Genomic DNA, 19,164 nt, shown 5'->3' on the forward strand with positions numbered 1-19,164 from the left:
ATTCTTGTGCTGCAGCTCAGGGAAGCTGCCAAGCTCCAGGTCTAGGGGAGCTTGCCTGGCTTAGAGCTGGTTGCCCAGCTTGAAGCCCTTGGATGCCTGGCCGTGGTACGAGCCGTCCTCGTCACCGGCACGGGTGTAGGAGAAGCCGTCGGCGCCGATCGTGACTTCCAGTTCGGAGTCGTCGGTGCGCTCGACGATTTCCTGCACGTTGCCATCCAGGTCCAGGACTTTGGAGGCTTCGGTGTACCACGAAGGCACAACCGGGTTGCCCCACCAGTCGCGGCGCTGGTTGTCGTGCACGTTCCAGGTGATGGTCGGGTTGTCCGGATCGCCGGTGTAGTAGTCCTGGGTGTAGATCTCGATGCGGTGGTCATCCGGGTCCAGGATGTACAGGTAGAACGCGTTGGACACGCCGTGGCGGCCTGGGCCGCGCTCGATGCGGTCCGAGATGCGCAGTGCGCCCATCTTGTCGCAGATCTGGATGATGTTGTGCTTCTCGTGGGTGGAGAAGGCTACGTGGTGCAGGCGCGGGCCGTTGCCGCCGGTCAGGGCGGTGTCGTGCACGGTGCCCTTGCGGTGCATCCAGGCTGCGTAGGTGGTGCCTTCGTCGTCCTGGATGTCCTCGGTGACGCGGAAGCCCAGGTCCTCCAGGTACTTGCGGCCGCGTGGCACGTCCGGGGTCACCTGGTTGAAGTGGTCCAGGCGGACCAGCTCGCCGGCCGAGTACAGGTCGTAGCGCATGTGCAGGCGCTCGACGTGGGTGGTCTCGAAGAAGAACTCGTAGGGGAAGCCCAGTGGATCCTCGACGCGCACTGCATCGCCGATGCCCTTGACGAAGCCTTCCTTGCGGCGCTCGGTGCGGCAGCCCAGTTCCTTGTAGTAGGCCTCGGCCTTGTCCACGTCTTCGGTGGAACGCACGCGGAAGGCCATCACCTTCAGCGCGGCCACTGGGCCCTTGGTCAGCACCAGGTTGTGGTGGATGAATTCCTCGAAGGAACGCAGGTAGATCTGGTTCTCGTCCTCGTAGGACACGTGCAGGCCCAGCACGTCGACGTAGAAGTTGCGCGAGCGCTCAAGGTCGGTGACGACCAGTTCGGCGTAGGCGCAGCGCAGGATATCCGGCGCTGGCACCGAAGGGGTTGGGATCGGGTTTGCGATCTCTTTGCTCATGATGTGCTCCTTTGCAAGCAAAAAAATTTAGTGGTGGGAAGCTGGTGCTTCCTAGACGCCGAACTTCGGGGAGTGCGCTTCGTTCAGGGTGATCTGGATGGACTGCTGGGTGGTGTAGAAGTCCACCGAGCGGTAGCCGCCCTCGCGGCCCAGGCCCGACGCCTTCACGCCGCCGAATGGGGTGCGCAGGTCGCGGACGTTGTTCGAGTTCAGCCACACCATGCCCGAGTCGATCTGGTGCGCGAAGTTGTGCGCGCGCTTCAGGTTCGAGGTCCACACGTAGGCGGCCAGGCCGTACTTGGTGTTGTTGGCCAGCTCCAGGGCTTCCTCGTCGGTGTCGAACGGGGTGATGGCAACCACCGGGCCGAAGATCTCGTCCTGGAAGATCTGCGCATCCGGTGCGACATCGGCGAACACGGTCGGGGCGACGTAGTTGCCCTCATTCTCGAAGCCTTCGGCGCGGCCGCCGCCGGCCAGCAGCCGGCCTTCGTTCTTGCCGATCTCGATGTAGCTCATGACCTTGTCGAAGTGGTTCGGGTGGACCAGCGAGCCGACCTCGGTCTTCGGGTCGCTCGGCAGGCCGACGCGGATGTTCTTGGCGCGCTCGGCAAACTTGGCAACGAAATCATCGTAGATGTCGCGCTGGACCAGGACGCGGGAACCGGCGGTGCAACGCTCGCCGTTCAGCGAGAACACGCCGAAGACGGTGGCGTCCAATGCGGCTTCCAGGTCGGCGTCGGCGAAGACGACGGCCGGGGACTTGCCGCCCAGCTCCAGGGACAGGCCCTTGAAGAACGGTGCGGCCGCGGTGGAGATGGTGGCGCCGGTGGAGGAGTCGCCCGTGAAGGAGACCAGCGGGACGTCCGGGTGCTTGACCAGGTAGTCGCCGGCCACGCCGCCGGAGCCGAAGATCAGGTTGAAGACGCCCTCTGGCAGGCCGGCTTCGCGGAAGATCTCTGGCCACAGGGTGGCGGACAGCGGGGTGTAGCTGGCAGGCTTCAGGACCACGGAGTTGCCGGTGGCGATGGCCGGGGCCAGCTTCCAGGATTCCTGCATGAACGGGACGTTCCATGGGGTGATCAGTGCGGCGACGCCGATCGGCTTGCGGTTCACGTAGTTCATCTGGCGGCCCGGGACGCGGAAGGTGTTGTCCACCTGGGCGACGATCAGGTCGGCGAAGAAGCGGAAGTTCTCGGCGGCGCGGCGTGCCTGGCCCTTGGCCTGGGTGATCGGCAGGCCTGAGTCGTAGGACTCCAGCAACGAGAGCTCCTCATCGCGGGACTCGACGATGTCGGCGATCTTGTGCAGCACGCGGGAACGCTCGCGCGGCAGCATCTTGGACCATGGGCCTTCCTTGAATGCCTTGCTTGCGGCGGCGACGGCCAGGTCCACGTCCTCTGGCTGTGCCGAGGCGACGGTGGCGTAGTTGGTGTTGGTGACCGGTTCCTGCACGTCGAAGGTTGCTCCGCCGATGGAGTCAACGAATTCGCCGTTGATGTAGTGCTGCAGGTGGGTTGGGAGATTTTCCGGTACGAAGTGCTTGCTCATGGCAGTTCCTTTCGTGCATTGTCCCGGTGTTTTCACCGGATGGATTTGGGCAAAACTATGGGTAGGGCAGGGGCTGCCGGCTAGATGGCGCTCGGTGCCATGCCGGCGGCCTTGAGGTAGGCGTTCAGGGTGCGGGCGCGGTGCACGCGCGCCGCGGCCTCGATCTGCGCCGGGGTGGCGTGATCGGCAATCAGATCCAGCAGCTTCTCGTGTTCCTCAACCGAGGCGCGGGCCCGGTTCGGGATGTGCGTGAAGGAGCTCGCACGCATCGCCGCCAGCCGCCGCCATCCGCGCTGGACCAGGTCCAGGATGTGCGGGTTGGGGCACTGGCCGTAGAGCAGCTGGTGGAATTCGGTGTTCATTCGCGTGAAGGACACCGGGTCGAAATCCTCCAGGCATTGGCGCATACTCTCGTTCAGCGCCCGCGCCTTGGCCAGCCACTTGGCGTCCATGGCATCGGCGGCCAGCGCGGTGGCGGCCGGCTCGATGATCATCAGCGTTTGCATGGTGTGCAGGTAGAGCGTGGAATCCACGTGGGCCACCGTCGCCCCGACGTTTCGGGTGAAGTGGACCAGCCCTTCGGCCTCCAGCCGGCGGATCGCCTCGCGCACCGGGACCACGGAGCAGCCCAGCTCATCGGCGATGGTGCCCAGCACCAGCCGGTAGCCGGGGGAGTATGCCCCGTTGACGATGCGCTCGGAAACCAGCTGGTAGGCTGCCTCGGACTTGGATGCGGTCATTACAGCGACCATGAGTCCAGATCCGGGCTGCCTGCGTCCTTCCAGGCGTTGTACTTGGCCTTCCACTCGGCGTTCATCGGGAACAGGCCCTCGATGCCGTGGCCTCGCTTGACCATGGCGAAGATAAATTCGTCATTGGACTCGGTCACCGCTGCCTCGGCGGCCACTTCGGCCACCATGGCTGGCGGGATGACCACGATGCCATCGGAGTCTGCCACGATCACGTCGCCCGGCTGCACGGACACGCCGCCGCAGGCCACGGTGATGTCCTTGTCCCAGGCCACGTGCTTGCGGCCGAGCACTGCCGGGTGGGCGCCGTTGTAAAAGACCGGTATATCCAGGTTGGATACCGCGTCCAGGTCGCGCACGCCGCCATCGGAGATGATGCCAGCGGCACCGAGCTGCTGGGAACGCAGTGCCAGGATGTCGCCCAGGGTGGCCGAACCCGTCTCGCCGCGGGCTTCCATGACCAGGATTTCGCCGTCCTTGAGCGAGTCGATGGACTGCTTCTGCATGTTGTAGCCGCCGCCGTGGGCCTTGAACAGGTCCTCGCGGTTTGGGATGTAGCGCAGGGTGCGGGCGGTGCCGATCACGCGCTGCATGCCCTTGGTGGCACCGGGAACCTCGATGTTCACGTTGTTCAACCCGCGCTTGCGCAGGGTGGCGGACAGGGTGGCGGTGGCGACCGAGGCCAGCTGCTCGCGGACCTTGTCGGTCAGCACCGACTTGCCGGTAATCAGGGGTTCCATGCCGGCGCTCTCGCGATCGCCGTAGGCGTCTTCCTTGTCCTTGTCGGTGACCATTGGCTGGTTGCCGAACGCGGCGAAGGCTTCGGTGCCCTCGATGGCGGTGGTCTTCAGCTTGCCGGTGGATGCGCCGGAAACCAGATCGGTGACCTCGACCTCGACGACATCGCCCGGGAAGAAGACGGTGGAGCCGGCAGGGGTGCCGGTGAGGATGATATCGCCTGGCTGCAGGGTCATCTGCTGGGACAGGTCGGCCACGATGGTGGCGAGGGAGAAGAGCAGTTCGGAGGTGTCGGCATCCTGGGCGAGCTGGCCGTTGACCCAGGTCTGCACGCGGAGCTTGGCAGGATCCAGGGTGGAAGCATCCAGCGCGTTGGGGCCGACCGGGGTGTAGCCGTCGCCGGACTTCGAGCGGATGTTCGAGCCCTTGTCCGCGTACTTCATGTCGTGCACGCCCAGGTCGTTCGACGCGGTGACCTGTCCGACGTAGCTCCAGGCGTCCTCAACCGAGACGCGGCGGGCGGCCTTGCCGATGATCAGTGCGATTTCGCCCTCGAAGGCGAGCAGCTCGGTGCCGGCAGGGCGTTCCACGGTGGAACCGCTGGCGGCCAGCGAGCTGGTGGCCTTCATGAAGTAGCTGGGGAACTTCGGGGTGCGTCCACGCTGCGCCGCACGCGAGGAGTAGCTCAGGTGTACGGCCAGGATCTTGCCTGCCTGCGCGAAGGTCTCTTCGGTTACTGGGACAATATTGCTCACCGTTGATCGGCCTGCTTTCGTCGAACATCATCTCGTACATCAAATCGTATACGATCAGTGTGCTCCCAATCTCAGACGGTGTCAAGCGGAAAGCGGGAATCTTTCGAAACGCCCGCGAGGCAGGGCGGAAAATCCGCGGAATTACAGGAAATTTGGCGCAGTCGAAAGTTTTCCAGAATTGCCGAAATCTGGGAATCAGATTGAATGTACGATAGCGCACAATTGCCGACAGGAATGCCTTTCGGAGGCCGGGGACCGGCGGATCCGGTATTCCGATAGGGACCCTTAAAGGTTGAAAGCCGCGTTAAAAACGGCGTTGGCCGGAGAGAATTCCCCGGCCAACGCTTCGTGCTATTCAGTTACTCAACTGGCAGTGCAGACCGTGGCCTAGACGCGAATGGCATCCACGATCTTCACACGTGCTGCCACCAGCGCTGGGAGCACGCCGGTGAGGGCACCCACCGCTACGGAGACTCCCATGCCCAGCAGTGCGGCATCGAGCGGGAAGGGCGGCATCTGGTCCAGCTCGGTAGCGAGCACCATGTTCAGCAGGCTCTCATTGGAAACCAGGGCTACCGAGATCAGCACGCCCAGGCCGCCGGCCACCGCGGTGGCTACCACGCTCTCCATCATGACCGAGAAGAAAACCCGGCCGGTGGTGGCGCCGAAGCTGCGACGGATGCCAACTTCGCGGATGCGTTGCTTCATGGTCACCATGGAAACATTCAGCAGGCTCAGCGAACCAAGCAGCAAGATGATCATAGCAATGCCGGAAACCACCAATGCCAACTGCTTCAGGCTTTCATCAGCACCCCACATCAGGTAATCCTCGCGATGGGAATCGACGGTGAAGCCCGGAAGCTCGGCCTGCATCTGCTGGCCAAAGTGCATGGCCAGCTCCTCGGATCCCTCGATAGGCACCCACATCTTGTAGGACACCTCATTCAGCGGGGCGCGCTCCGAAAACCAGTGCTCATAGGTGGCCGGCAGCATCCACAGCTGGCCGGACATCCCGAAGGATCGGGAGCTGGACGTGCCGATGACCGTGACGGAGACGGCGTTGCCGTTGCTCACCAAGTCGACGGTGAATGGCAGCTGCTGGCCTTCCAGCCCCAATTCCCTGATGATGTTCTGGTCAACCACCACTGCTGGCGAGAGGTTCTGCGCATCCTCGGATTCCAGCCAGCGCCCTTTGGTCATGACAAGCCGATGCATCGGGGCGTAATCCGGTTCGACCACCAGGGTTTCCGCGTCCAGGGCAACGCCCTGGGATACAACCCGCTGGTCGTAGCTGCGGCCGATCATCGTGGTGTAGTCGATTTTGAAGCGCGCGCTGGTCTTCTCGAAAGCCTGCGCCACCGAATCATCGCCCTGCGGACCCCCATCCGAGCGTGCATCGAAGGCATAGGTGGTGATCATTGCGGGACGGCCGTCGCGTTCAAGGGTTTCGGTCATCATCTGCCGGGCCATGCCGGCGCCGGCCAGGGCGGTGGTCAGCGATGCCACGGCAACGGTCACGCCGATCAAGGAGAGCAGCACCCGCAATTTGTGGATGCGCAGTTCCTGCCATGCCTCCAGCAATGCTGCGGCAAATCCGGTGGCCAGGCGTGCAAGGGCGTTCAAGGCACCACCACCTCACTGAGCGGATGCAGCCGCCCTGAATCGAGGCGGAACTGCTCGCGCGCCAGGGCTGCCACGTTGCTGTCGTGCGTGATGGTGATCAGGGCCGCGCCCGAATCAACCGTGGCGGAATCCAGCAAGTCCATGACGGCACGTCCAGTGCTGACGTCCAATGCGCCGGTGGGCTCATCGGCGAGCACCACGCGAGGACGCCGCACCAGCGCGCGGGCAATCGCCACGCGCTGCTGCTCGCCACCCGAGAGGGTCTGCGGCATGGAATCCAGGCGTCCGCCCAGTCCTACGCGTTCCAGTGCCTCGGTGGCCAGCTTGCGCCGATTCCAGAAATCGCGGCCGCTGGCGTACATCAGCGGAGCCATCACATTCTCCAGCACAGTGCGTCCGGGCAGGAGGTTGAACTGCTGGAAGACGAACCCGAGGTCGCGGCCGCGGGCATGCGCAGCCTGCTTGGCGCTCAGCCGGGCGGCATCCTTGCCGCGCCACAGCAGGCTGCCGCTGGTCGGACGATCAAGCAGGCCCAGAATGTTCAGCAACGTGGACTTCCCGGTGCCCGAACGTCCGACGATTGCTATGTGGTCTCCCTCGGATACGGTGAGATCAATCCCGTTGAGGATATGCAGCTCGCTGTCATCGGGCAGCCGGACGCTGCGCGTGACGTCCTCGAGCTTCAGCAATGGCTCACCACTCATCTGGGTAGGGCTCCATCTGCATCATTTCACCTGGCGCCGGGGTGGATCCCGGGACGAACCGAAGGATTTCGGTCTCGTCCTTCAGCCCGGAAACCACCTCGATGATCTTTCCATCGGTCACGCCCAGCTCTACTTCGGTGCGGATTTCCTTGCCGTTCTCATCCAGCTTCCACACCGCGCCCTGGCCAACCATGCCGCGAACTGCCGATACCGGTACAGTCACTGCATCCTCAACGGTGCCAGCATCGATTTCCATGTTCATGCTCAGCCCATCAAAGACCACGACGTCAGCTGGAACAGCACAAGAAATCTCGCTGCTTGAAGAGCTCTCCGGGGATTCGCCGGTGGCCATTGGATCCATGGACGATTCCATATCCTGGTCCTGCGTGCTGGCGTTGGATTTCTTCGACGCGCTGTCCCCGACAGACAGATCCTTGCACGTGAAGGGCTCCGGCCCGCCGTCAATAGTGATCATTGCTTCGAGGGATTCGTCCATCAGGCGGTAGCGATCCAGCGGATCGATCGAACCGGCCGCCAGGAATTCCTGCGGCTGGATGGAGCCGAGGCCCGTGCCCTTGGTGACATCATCGCCAATCTCGATCTGGAAAGCGCCTACCTTGCCGGTGGCCGATGCGTAGACATCGTGGTACTTCAGGACGGGAGCAGCTTCCACCGTCAATTGTTCGCCTTCGGAACCCTCGGTATCCGAGACACTGGCTTCAGCGACTTCAGGCTGGGACTCTGTGCGGACTTGGAAGATGCGGTCGCCAAGGGAGACATTGTCACCCGGTTTGACGAAGGCCCAGTTGACGACGCCGTCCACGGGAGCGTTCAGCTCTTTGGATTCGGTGAGCCTGATGGTTCCGGGGATGGTCAGCTTGTTCTCGACCGTTGCTTTTTCGGCAAAAACGGTCTCGGCCGGGATTTCTCCGGTGGGGAACAGGTCGTCGTCGGCAGCGGAAGTACCGCCGGCAAACGCGAGCCTCACGAGGCTGACGGCGATCAAGGCGCCGATGACCAGCCAGGCAGCGGGAAGGAAAACGCGGCGGAACGCGCGGCGTTGGCTCATAGAGTTGCTCTTTTCACCATACAAAAATTACCCGAGCCAACTGCAACCTCCAAGCCTAATCAAGAGAAACGCGTAACCTTTATCAGATTGAGATGTATTTTTACTTTGCTAGTCAGACCCGCTAGTCAAGTTACTGATCGAAGGGTGTATTTGAGTTCGTTGCGCGCGAGGCGCCCTGTGCGGAGCGCCGTGGCGTCGATTGCCATGGGGCCTCCAAAGGCGATTGGCACGCTGAACTCCCAGCCTTCCTCCGGGCGCAGCAGGGATCACGGAACAGGTGACGCTGGGAGCCCTGCGCGCAGCGGAACCAGACGTGGCCCCGCGGTATGGCGTGCACCGTTAAATGGGGTCGATCTGGATGTCCCGACCGCGCGATTCCGGTGTTCGGACAGTGCCAGGATCGAGAATAGCGGGGATGACAAGACGGTTTATTCCACAGAGGAAGAAGTGCATCATTTGCTTCATTCTGTGTCAAAATTATTTCCCTCTAACTGCTGGTAAAAATCTGGATCCCGGCGTAGGATGTCGGCATATCGTTGTCTTGAATTGGGGGATTTAAAGACGAATTGAAACACTCGCATTCATTTCGCATCTTTAGATGCATTGGGGAACTTATCCTGAGCAGTTGAGCCACATGGGGTGGCTGCATCTTAGGCCAGGCTTTTATTATCTGAGGTCAGAGCCTTACTACCGCTCGCTCTTTTTCGGGTGGATCGCACTTACACGCCGCGCGATCCACTCTGGACATTCTTGTATGGGGGAGAAATGTCTAGGCATCAAAGGCGTGGCACTTTTGTGCCAAATTCGCGCCGCAAAACTATTTTAAAAGGATCTTTAAAGCCATTTTTGGCGATAATTTCGTCAATTTCCTTGTGTTTTGTCATGACCATTCCGGGCATGGCAGTTGCCGCCGAAACTTCTGTTGGGGAAGAAACCGCGGCCACACAGTCGGCAACTGAAGCGGAGGACTCCGCAGCCGCCGTGGACACGAAGTCCACAGAGGAAACAGCGGTCGAAGCTGAGGAATCTTCAGAGGCAACCACGGCGGAGGAATCGCCAGCTGCTGAAGCAGAAAATCGTACCAAGGCATCGGCTCTTGACAAAGATGCAGTAGCCGAACCCGAGCCAGACCCGGCACCTGCACCAGAATCTGAGAAGCCAGACCAGCCAAAATCAGCGGAAACCCCGAAACCAGCACCTAAATCCGAACGTGTGGAATCGGTGGCGCCCAAGCAGGAAAAGAAGCTGAAGGACACGGCTTCGCCGAAACTTGCGCAGCCGAAGGCCGAAGTTTCGGAATCGGAAGAGTCTGCCGAGTCTTCGGCAGCGGCCCGCGAGCCGCTTGCTGCCGCGGCCCTAGAGCCAGGCGAACCGGTAACCTGCGAGTACAACGCAGGCGAGGGTTCGGTCGACACCTTCATGCAGAAGTCAGACGAGATGCCGGACTATGCCAACGGCAACGTGCACGACGGCCTCTATGAAGGCGGCGTCGTGCACCAGCGCGTGGAGATGACCCTGCCAGCAGGCGAGAATGAGCTGGTCATCAAGTACCAGGTCAAGCAGGCCGGCAAGTGGGCCTACGACTATCTGCTCAACCAATCCGCTATGGGGGCCGAGATCACGGGCTGGACCGTTGTCGAGGGGAGCGGGGATGACCGCGTCGACACCGTCTATATCACGCTGTGGGTCGACGGAACCGAAGGCGAAGAATCAGACGTCACTCTGCTCTTCGATGCGCATATCGCCTCCGAACTGGATCACGGGCCGGGCACTGGCGCTTCGTCGATCAACGGGTCGCCGTATCACGTCGTGATTTCATCGCTGAATTGCAAGTCCGTTGGCCAACGCGACAACCAGATTCAGGCAGGTGCGGTCCAAGCGGGCTTCGTGACCATCATCAAGGACGCAGTACCTGCCGACGGCACGGACTTCGCGTTCACGCTCGCTGAGGACCGCTTCGGCGACTCGACGTCATTCAACCTCGATGACAGCGCGGATTCAGATACAGGTGCGGACCTGCCAAGCAGCGTCACCTACACCGTAGCTCCATCCACGGTAACCGTTACAGAGAACAGCCTGCCAGCGGGATGGACTCTGTCTGATATCACCTGCACCGGTGCCGCCGCAATTCGCAGCGGGACGTCCATCACCTTCGAGTTGGTCGACAATGATGAAGTCACTTGTACTTTCACCAATACGAAGACCACCTATGAGGAGCTCACGCTCCAAAAGGATGTCCAGGCTTCCTATGACCGCGACTACGACTGGGATCTGGTCAAGTCCCTGGCCGAAGGCCAGGAAGCCACGGTAGAGGCGACGGCCACCGGAGTGGAGGTCGACTACAACGTGGTCGCCACCGCCAGCGAGGCCCAGGACAGCAACTTCGAGTTGTCCGGCACCATCACCGTGAACAACCCGAATGATACGGCGATGACAGGGGTTTCCCTGGTCGACCAGCTCGACGGCGCCAACTGCGTCATTTCCGCTGGCGGATCGCCGATCACCAACCCGCTGACCATACAGCCAGGCGAGACGTCCTTCACTTACGAATGCGACCTGCCCGAGGGAACCAGCGCCAGCAGCGCCGGCACCAATACGGTCACGGCAGCCTGGGACGCGGAGGACTACTACGGCACCGATGGCCAGGCCAGCGCCTCGGCCGGCTACGACTTCGCGGACGTTTCGCCAACGGTGAGGGATGACGAAGTAACTGTCACCGATAGCGAATTCGACCTGTCGGGCATCGAGGGCGGCAACACGGTCACGGTAGCTGACAGTCCGAAGACCTTCGCCTACACCATCGAATGGGATGGCGTGCTCGGCCAATGCACCGACTACAAGAACATCGCCAGCCTCGCCACGGATGACGGGGAAACACTGACCGATGATGCCACGGTGGAAATCTGCATCGGCCAGGACCTGAGCATCGAGAAGCTGGTCGTCTCCAGCTTCAACCGCAGCTACGAATGGAGCATCGTCAAGAATGCCCTAGGCGAGCAGCCGTTCACCGCGGATCCTGAAACCGGCGAAATCACCGCGGAGTACTCGGTCACTGTCACTCCCGAAAGCTACACGGACAGCGACTGGGCCATGAGCGGAACCATCACCGTAACCAACCCCAACGACTGGCAATCGGTTGACGTGACCGTCACCGACCAGGTCGATGTGGGCGGGGGAGCCACCTGCCAGGTCGTCGGCATTGTCGACGACCCGGACACGATGGATGCCGATCCGGCCGCTCCGGGCTTCCAGGCGACTCTGGATGCCTCCGAAACGCTGACCTTCACCTACAGCTGCACCTTTGAATCGCAGCCGAACTATGAAGGCAGCAATACCGCCGAGGTCACCTGGTCAGCCAGCGAAGCGTCCACCGCATCATCCAGCGCCACCAAGGTGGTTGACGTCGATGCGGACGACTGGACGCAGACACCGCTGAACGAGACCGTGACCGTCACTGATCCGCTGCATGAATTCGATCCGGCCTGGACCATCAGCTACTCCGATGGCCCGCAGACCAGGACCTATTCATACACCTGGACCGTGGACGAAGCAGGCACGTGCCAGAGCTTCATGAACACCGCCACGATCACCGGCAGCAACCAGCTGGTCAAGAGCGATGACGCCGAGGTCGAGGCATGCCGCCAGGCAGGCCTGACCGTTACCAAGGACGTGACGGCCAGTTATGACCGCACCTACCTGTGGAGCATCGACAAGCAGCTGGCCGAAGGCCAGCGGCCAGATGCCGTGGTCGAGGAAGACGGAACAGCTACCGTCGATTACACGTTGCTGGTGGACAACACCGGCTATGAGGATTCCGGGCAGCAGCTTTCCGGTTCCATTACCGTGAATAATCCCAACGACTTCGAAGATCTCGAAGTGACGATCAGCGACGAGAACACCCTTTCGGCCGCCTGCACCATCGTGGCCGAGGACTCGAATCCGGGCATGGCGGGCATGCAGCAAGTGGTGCCGCGCGGCGACTCCATCACCGTGGACTACACCTGCGATGCATCGGCCGTTGCCGAGGCCGACTACACCGGCCACACCAATACGGCGATTGTCACCTGGGGCGATGGGCTGCAGGCTGAAAGCCAGCCGGTGCCCATCGAATTCACCCTCGATGAGACCACCGATGCAACCGTTGACGTCTGGGATGACCAGGCTGATCCATCCGGCGACCCGGTACTGCTGGGCACGGTGAACTACACCGACGCTCCAAAGAGCTTCAGCTACCAGATCACCTATGAAGTGCCACGCGATGAATGCCTGGTCTTCACGAACACCGCCTGGGTGGATCTGACCGGCGAGGACATCGAGGACTCGCAGGACGTGTCCATCTGCGACCAGAAGAATCTGGTCATCACGAAGGACGTGGACGCCAGCTACGAACGCGACTACGACTGGTCGCTGGAGAAGCAGGTGGACCAGACCGAGTTCACTGTCGCCGGCGACGGCACGGTCACCGCGCACTACACGGTCGTGGCCACCGCCGGCGCAGCCCAGGACAGCGCGAAGCAGGTGTCCGGAACCATCACCATCAGCAACCCGAATACGCAAGTCGGGGAACTGACGGCCACGGTCGCCGACGTGCTCTCCATCCCGTCAGCCACCTGCACCATCGGCGGCACCGACGCGGATGAGAATGCCGACGGCTTCCAGGTCGTGCTGGCAGACGGGGAAAGCATCACGCTCGACTACGACTGCCAGGTGCCCACGGACACCGACATCACCGCGCAGTACACGAATACCGCAACGGTGAGCTGGGGCCAGGAACGCCAGGCCGAAACGGAGGTCGGCTTCGGCTTCGAGCAATCGAAGCTGACCGACGGCGAAGTCGCCATCACCGATGACCAGACCGTCGAGGGCCAAGAAGTGGTGCTCGGCACCGCCACCGCCGAGGAATCGCCGAAGGCCTTCGAATACGACCTGGAACTGCAGGGCGTTGCCGGAACCTGCACCGAGTACACCAACACCGCGGTGCTCGACGAGGCCACCGGCGAGGGTGAAGAGAACACGGACTCGGCCAGCACCACGGTGTGCGCCGGCGCGGATCTTGATATCGCGAAGAACGTCGTGACCTCCTTCGACCGCTCCTACCTCTGGTCGCTGGACAAGGAACTGCTCTCCGGCCAGCCGCTGGCAGCCAACCCGAGTACCGGCGAGGTCACGGCGAACTACCGGATCACCGTGACCCCCGAGGGCCACGAGGACGGCAACTGGGCGATGAGCGGAGAAATCACGCTCAGCAACCCGAACGACTGGCAGGACGCGCCGGTTACGGTGCAGGACTTCGCCGATGTCGGCGGGGATGTGGCCTGCACGATCACCGGGGTGCGCGGCGATGCGGTGGCGGACATGTCCGCCGACCAAGCCGGCTTCCAGACGGTGATCCCGGCAGGGGCCGAATGGGTGATGACCTACTCGTGCACCTTCGAATCCCAGCCTGACTACGACGGCAGCAATACCGCCACCGTGGATTGGGATGCCCCGGCGCTGAGCACGGTCAACAGCCAGGACTCGGATACCGTGGAGATCTCGGAACCCGACTGGACCCAGACGCCGCTGAATGACACGGCAACCATCACCGACAGCGCCCACGAGTTCGATCCGCCATGGATCGTGGACGTCTCCGATGGGCCGCAAAGCCGGGACTACTCTGTGACGTGGACCGTGGACGAGGCAGGCACCTGCCAGGTCTTCGAGAACGTTGCCACGCTCACCGGAGATGACGGCTTCACCGCGACGGACAATGCGCTCGCCGAGGCCTGCCGCGAGGCGGCCCTGGAAATCAGCAAGACCGTTGACGCCCAGTATGACCGCACCTACCAGTGGCAGATCGAGAAGTCGCTGGCCGAAGGCCAGGACGAGAAGATCACCACCGACCCGGCGGCCAGCGAGCCGGTGGACTACGTGGTGAAGGTGGAGAACACCGGGCACGAGGATTCGGGATGGGTGCTGGAAGGGAAGATCACCATCACCAACCCGAACCAGTACACGGGTATTGATGCCACCATCCAGGACGTGGTCGATCTGGAGGGCATCACCTGCACCACCTCGGAATCGCTGGTGAGCATCCCGGCCAACGGCACGATCGCCGTCGGCTACAGCTGCGATGTCTCGGCAGGAGTCGACCCCGGCTCCTACAGCGGCGGCACCAACACCGCGACGGCCAGCTGGGGCGATGACCGGGCATCGAGCACGCAGGTGCCGATCGAGTTCGCCCTTGACACGGAAATCGACCGCGAGGTCGAGATCTGGGATGACCAGACGAATCCCGAGGAACCGGTGCTGCTTGGCACCGTGGACATCGACGATTCGCCGGTGCTCATCGAATACCAGCTGGAGCATGATGCTCCCGCCGGCGAATGCATGAGCTACACGAACACCGCCTGGGTTGATATCGATGCGGGTGAGGATCCGCGGGATGACGCGACCGTGCAGCTGTGCGGCCTGCTCGACCTGATGCTCACTAAGGACGCCGAAGCCAGCTTCGACCGGACCTACTTCTGGGATCTTGAGAAGAAGGCCGACCGCACCGAGGTCACCGTTGCCGAAGACGGCACCGCCGACTTCTCCTACACGGTATCGGCCATTCCGGATGGCTCGGAGGATTCCGGGCATGAAGTGCACGGCATGATCGTGCTGGTGAATCCGAACCGCTTCGCATCGGCCTCGACGGTGGCCACCATCACCGACGAGATCAGCATCGAAGGGGTGACGTGCACCATCGAAGCCGAGGATGCCGATCCGCAAACCGAGGGCCTGCAAGTCGCGGTCCCGGTGGGCGGCGACGGAGTCGGCGCCACGGTGCAGCTGCCCTACAGCTGCTCGGGCACCCCGGATGAGCTCAGCGGCAGCAACACCGTCACGGCAACCTGGGGCGAGGACTCGATGGCCACGGCCACCGCGCCGGTGGACTACCTGCTGGATGCCGAAACCGACAAGCAGGTCACCGTCATCGATGACAAGACCAACCCCGAGTCGCCGGTAGTGCTGGGCGAAGCGATCTGGAATGCCGAAGACACCCCGATCGACTTCGACTACACCCTGCGCCACCAGGCCAAGGCCGGCACCTGCACGGAGTTCACCAACACCGCGGTGATCAAGCAGACCGGGGCCGAGGACTCGACCACCGTGACCCTCTGCGGCCAGAAGGCCCTGGGCCTGCAGAAGACCGCACAGGGGCTGGTGGACCTGGATTACGAATGGGAGGTAGAGAAGCGGATCGACCAGAGCAAGCTCACGCAGAATGAGGATGGCACGTTCACCGCGCACTACTGGGTGGAAGCTCGCAACACCGCAGTCGCCGAGCAGAATTTGCGGCTGGCCGGTGAAGTGATGGTGCAGAACCCGAATGAGTTCGGTTCCATCACCGCCACCTTGGAAGACCGGATCGATACCGCTGGCACCAGCTGCCGGATCGATGCGGAAGACGCTGATGAAGCGGCAGCTGGATTGCAGGTCGTGCTCGATGCCGGGGAGAACTTGGGGGCCCGGTATGAATGCGAACTGGCCAGCTGGCTCACCACGGATGCCTTCGAGGGAGCGGTCAACACCGTGATTGCCACCTTCGATGACCGCGAGGTGCGTGCCGAAGCACCGACCGACTTCACGATCGATGCAGTCACGGACGAATCGGTGACGGTCACCGATGACATGATGGATCCTGAGGCCGAACCGAAGGTGCTCGGGGTAGTCCATGTCCCGCAAGCGCCAATGCAGTTCGAATACGAACAGGTATTGGAGGCCGAAGCGGGTACCTGCACGGTATACATCAATACCGCGGCAGTGCACGAGGAAACGGACGGCAACGGCAAGGACGAATCCTCGGTGGACCTGCAACTGTGCATCGAGCACGGACTGATGATCGCCAAGAGCGCCGACGCCCAGTACGCCAGGGACTACGACTGGTCGATCCGCAAGGATGCGAGGGAAACGAAGTTCGAAGTTGAACCGGATGGGCAAGCCACGGCCGAATACACGGTCGAGGCAAACCTGGAGGGCTACGAAGACCAGGACTTCACCGTCACCGGTGAGATCACCGTGGCCAACCCGCATGACTTCAAGGACACGCAAGTGCTCCTCGAAGACAAGCTGTCCATCGAAGGGGCCACCTGCTCCATCGAAGGATTGGCGGATGGGAAGCTGATGCTCCTGGCCGGGGAGGCCCGGACCGTGAAGTACAGCTGCTCCTTCGAATCCCCGGTTGCCGAGGCCGACTACACCGGCCAAGAGAACACGGTGAACGCCAGCTGGACCGACGTGGAAGGAACCACGCAGACGGTCAGTGCCAATGCTCCGCTGGAGTTCGAAGCGGCATCGGCCACCGATGAGATGGTGACGGTCTTCGATGACTACACGAATCCCGAGAATCCACGGGAACTGGGCAAGGTCAAGGCCGAAGAGCAGAGCAAGAAGTTCACATACGAACTGGTCTTGGACGGCATTGCCGGCAAGTGCCGGACGATGGCGAATACCGCGATAATCCCGGAGGCATCCGGCGAGGACTCGAACAATTCGGATTCGGCGGACGTGGAAGTTTGCTCCGAGGCTCCGCAGGCAGCGCCACCGGCACCGCCAGCTCCTCTGGCACCGCCAGCGCCGGCAGCACCACCTGCCCCGCCAGCACCGCTCGCAGCAACCGGCCTTGACCAGGGCACGTTGTGGCTGGCAGGGGCTGCAGGGATGGTGATTATCGCCGGAGCATTGATCCTGCTTCGGTACCGTCGCCGGAACCCATAGTCCGTGCGCCAGCTGGATGCCGGTCCTGCCTTTCGGGGCAGGGCCGGCATTCGGCGTGCCGGGCAAATGCAGAATTAACAGAGCAGGCCCGGACCTTCTTCATAGGAGGTCCGGGCCTGTTGCCGCGCTCAAGCCTTCAGGCTAGATCTGCGATGCGCTCTGGGCTGCAGCTTCGCGCTCATGGGCTTCGCGCATGGCGCGTTCCACGCTGTCGACGTCGCGGACCGCACCCTTGTCTGCGGACAACGCCATGGCGGCGTAGGCGCGCAGTGCGGGGGAGACCACGCGGTCGCGGTTCTTCGGGTGGTAGCCGGTGGTGGCGATCAGGCGCTCGCGGCGCTGGGCCAGGACCTCGTCGGAGACGTCCAGGGTCAGTTCGCGGGTCGGGATGTCGATGGAGATGGTATCGCCATCTTCAACCAGCGCGATCAGGCCGCCGGAGGCCGCCTCCGGGGAGACGTGGCCGATGGACAGGCCCGAGGTGCCGCCGGAGAAGCGGCCATCGGTGATCAGCGCGCAGGACTTGCCCAGGCCGCGGCCCTTGAGGAACGAGGTCGGGTAGAGCATTTCCTGCATGCCGGGACCGCCCCTCGGTCCTTCGTAGCGGATGACCACTACGTCGCCTTCTTTCACCTGCTTGTTCAGGATTTTCTCCACTGCCTCGTCCTGGGATTCGCAGACCACAGCCGGGCCGGAGAAGGTCCAGATCGATGGGTCGACGCCAGCGGTCTTAACCACTGCGCCGTCCACGGCGATGTTGCCGCGCAGCACGGCCAGGCCGCCGTCCTTGGAGTAGGCGTTCTCTACTGAGTGGATGCAGCCTTCGGCGTCATCGGTGTCCAGTGCCGCCCACTTCTCGGACTGCGAGAATGCGGTGGAGGAACGCTTGCCGCCCGGGGCCGCGTGCCACAGGTCGAAGGATTCCTGCGTCGCCTTGCCGCCACGGATATCCCAGTTATCGAGCCATTCGCCCAGGGTTGCCGAGTGGACGGTGTGCACGGTTTCATCCAGCAGGCCGCCACGGCGCAATTCGCCTAGGATGGCAGGGATGCCGCCGGCGCGGTGGACATCTTCCATGTAGTAGATGGTGCCGTTGCCGGCAGCGTTCGGTGCCACCTTGGCCAGGCATGGCACGCGGCGGGAGACTTCATCAATCTCGTCCAGGCCGAAGTCTACGCCGGCCTCGCGGGCGGCGGCCAGCAGGTGCAGGATGGTGTTGGTGGAACCGCCCATGGCGATATCCAGTGCCATGGCGTTGCCGAAGGCCTTCTTGGTGGCGATGCTGCGGGGCAGCACGGTTTCGTCGTCTTCGCCGTAGTAGCGGTTAGCGATATCGACTACCAGCTTGCCGGCGTTCTGGTACAGGTCCTTGCGCGCGGTGTGGGTGGCCAAGGTGGAGCCGTTGCCTGGCAGCGAGAGGCCCATGGCCTCGGTCAGGCAGTTCATCGAGTTGGCAGTGAACATGCCGGAGCAGGAGCCGCAGGTAGGGCAGGCGGATTCTTCGATGCGCAGCAGGTCGGCATCGGAGACGTTCTCGTTCACTGCCTCGGAGATGGCGTCCACCAGGTCCAGGGTGCGCACGGTGCCGTCAACCAGGGTGGCACGGCCCGATTCCATGGGTCCGCCGGAGACGAAGACGGTCGGGATGTTCAGGCGCAGTGCGGCCATGAGCATGCCGGGGGTGATCTTGTCGCAGTTGGAGATGCAGATCAGCGCGTCGGCGCAGTGGGCGTTGACCATGTACTCCACGGAGTCCGCGATCAGGTCGCGGGACGGCAGGGAGTAGAGCATGCCGCCGTGGCCCATGGCGATGCCGTCATCCACCGCGATGGTGTTGAATTCGCGGGGAATGCCGCCGGCTGCCTCGATGGCCTCGGACACGATGCGGCCAACCGGCTGCAGGTGGGTGTGTCCGGGAACGAATTCGGTGAAGCTGTTGGAGACCGCGATGATCGGCTTGCGCCCGAGGTCGGCGCCGTTCACGCCGGCTGCGCGGAACAGTGCGCGAGCGCCGGCCATATTGCGGCCATGGGTGACAGTGTGTGAACGAAGTGTGGTCATACCTA

The 19,164-nt window shown here is 62.7% G+C and carries 10 protein-coding genes; 1 reads left to right on the plus strand and 9 read right to left on the minus strand.

What is annotated here, in order from left to right; genetic code table 11:
* Window positions 1-60 precede the first annotated feature (60 nt).
* From hpaD to ATK23_RS16215, 8 genes are all read right to left on the minus strand, one after another.
* Window positions 61-1,158, minus strand: a complete 1,098-nt coding sequence (hpaD, locus tag ATK23_RS03655; protein ID WP_066138916.1) for a 3,4-dihydroxyphenylacetate 2,3-dioxygenase — start codon at window positions 1,156-1,158, stop codon at window positions 61-63.
* Window positions 1,159-1,221: 63 nt separating this feature from the next.
* Window positions 1,222-2,718, minus strand: a complete 1,497-nt coding sequence (hpaE, locus tag ATK23_RS03660) for a 5-carboxymethyl-2-hydroxymuconate semialdehyde dehydrogenase (protein WP_038991335.1) — start codon at window positions 2,716-2,718, stop codon at window positions 1,222-1,224.
* 80 nt (window positions 2,719-2,798) lie between these two features.
* Window positions 2,799-3,458, minus strand: a complete 660-nt coding sequence (locus ATK23_RS03665; RefSeq protein ID WP_066137706.1) for a GntR family transcriptional regulator — start codon at window positions 3,456-3,458, stop codon at window positions 2,799-2,801.
* Window positions 3,458-4,960, minus strand: a complete 1,503-nt coding sequence (locus ATK23_RS03670; RefSeq protein WP_066137708.1) for a fumarylacetoacetate hydrolase family protein — start codon at window positions 4,958-4,960, stop codon at window positions 3,458-3,460. Before ATK23_RS03670 ends, ATK23_RS03665 begins: the two co-directional genes overlap by 1 nt.
* Before the next feature lie 387 nt (window positions 4,961-5,347).
* Complete coding sequence (locus tag ATK23_RS03675; protein WP_066137710.1) at window positions 5,348-6,583, minus strand: ABC transporter permease; 1,236 nt, start codon at window positions 6,581-6,583, stop codon at window positions 5,348-5,350.
* Window positions 6,580-7,287 carry an ABC transporter ATP-binding protein gene (locus tag ATK23_RS03680; protein ID WP_066137712.1) on the minus strand — a complete coding sequence of 236 codons (708 nt, stop codon included), beginning with the start codon at window positions 7,285-7,287 and terminating at the stop codon, window positions 6,580-6,582. The genes ATK23_RS03675 and ATK23_RS03680 overlap by 4 nt, the downstream gene beginning before the upstream one ends.
* Window positions 7,277-8,356, minus strand: coding sequence for an efflux RND transporter periplasmic adaptor subunit (locus ATK23_RS03685; protein ID WP_066137714.1), 1,080 nt, complete (start codon window positions 8,354-8,356; stop codon window positions 7,277-7,279). The genes ATK23_RS03680 and ATK23_RS03685 overlap by 11 nt, the downstream gene beginning before the upstream one ends.
* A 776-nt stretch (window positions 8,357-9,132) precedes the next feature.
* The gene (locus ATK23_RS16215) at window positions 9,133-9,588 is read right to left on the minus strand and encodes a hypothetical protein (protein ID WP_157066299.1); all 456 of its coding nucleotides are present in this window, start codon (window positions 9,586-9,588) and stop codon (window positions 9,133-9,135) included.
* On the opposite strand from ATK23_RS16215, the gene ATK23_RS16220 reads away from it, so the two are divergent.
* Complete coding sequence (locus tag ATK23_RS16220) at window positions 9,578-17,098, plus strand: prealbumin-like fold domain-containing protein (RefSeq protein ID WP_157066300.1); 7,521 nt, start codon at window positions 9,578-9,580, stop codon at window positions 17,096-17,098. The two genes, ATK23_RS16215 and ATK23_RS16220, sit on opposite strands and share 11 nt — an antisense overlap.
* A 141-nt stretch (window positions 17,099-17,239) precedes the next feature.
* On the opposite strand, the gene ilvD is transcribed toward ATK23_RS16220, so the two are convergent.
* Complete coding sequence (gene ilvD / locus ATK23_RS03700; protein ID WP_066137718.1) at window positions 17,240-19,159, minus strand: dihydroxy-acid dehydratase; 1,920 nt, start codon at window positions 19,157-19,159, stop codon at window positions 17,240-17,242.
* Window positions 19,160-19,164: the final 5 nt, after the last annotated feature.

Origin of the sequence: Glutamicibacter nicotianae (genome assembly GCF_002797775.1) — a bacterium.
Taxonomy (GTDB): Bacteria; Actinomycetota; Actinomycetes; order Actinomycetales; family Micrococcaceae; genus Glutamicibacter; species Glutamicibacter nicotianae.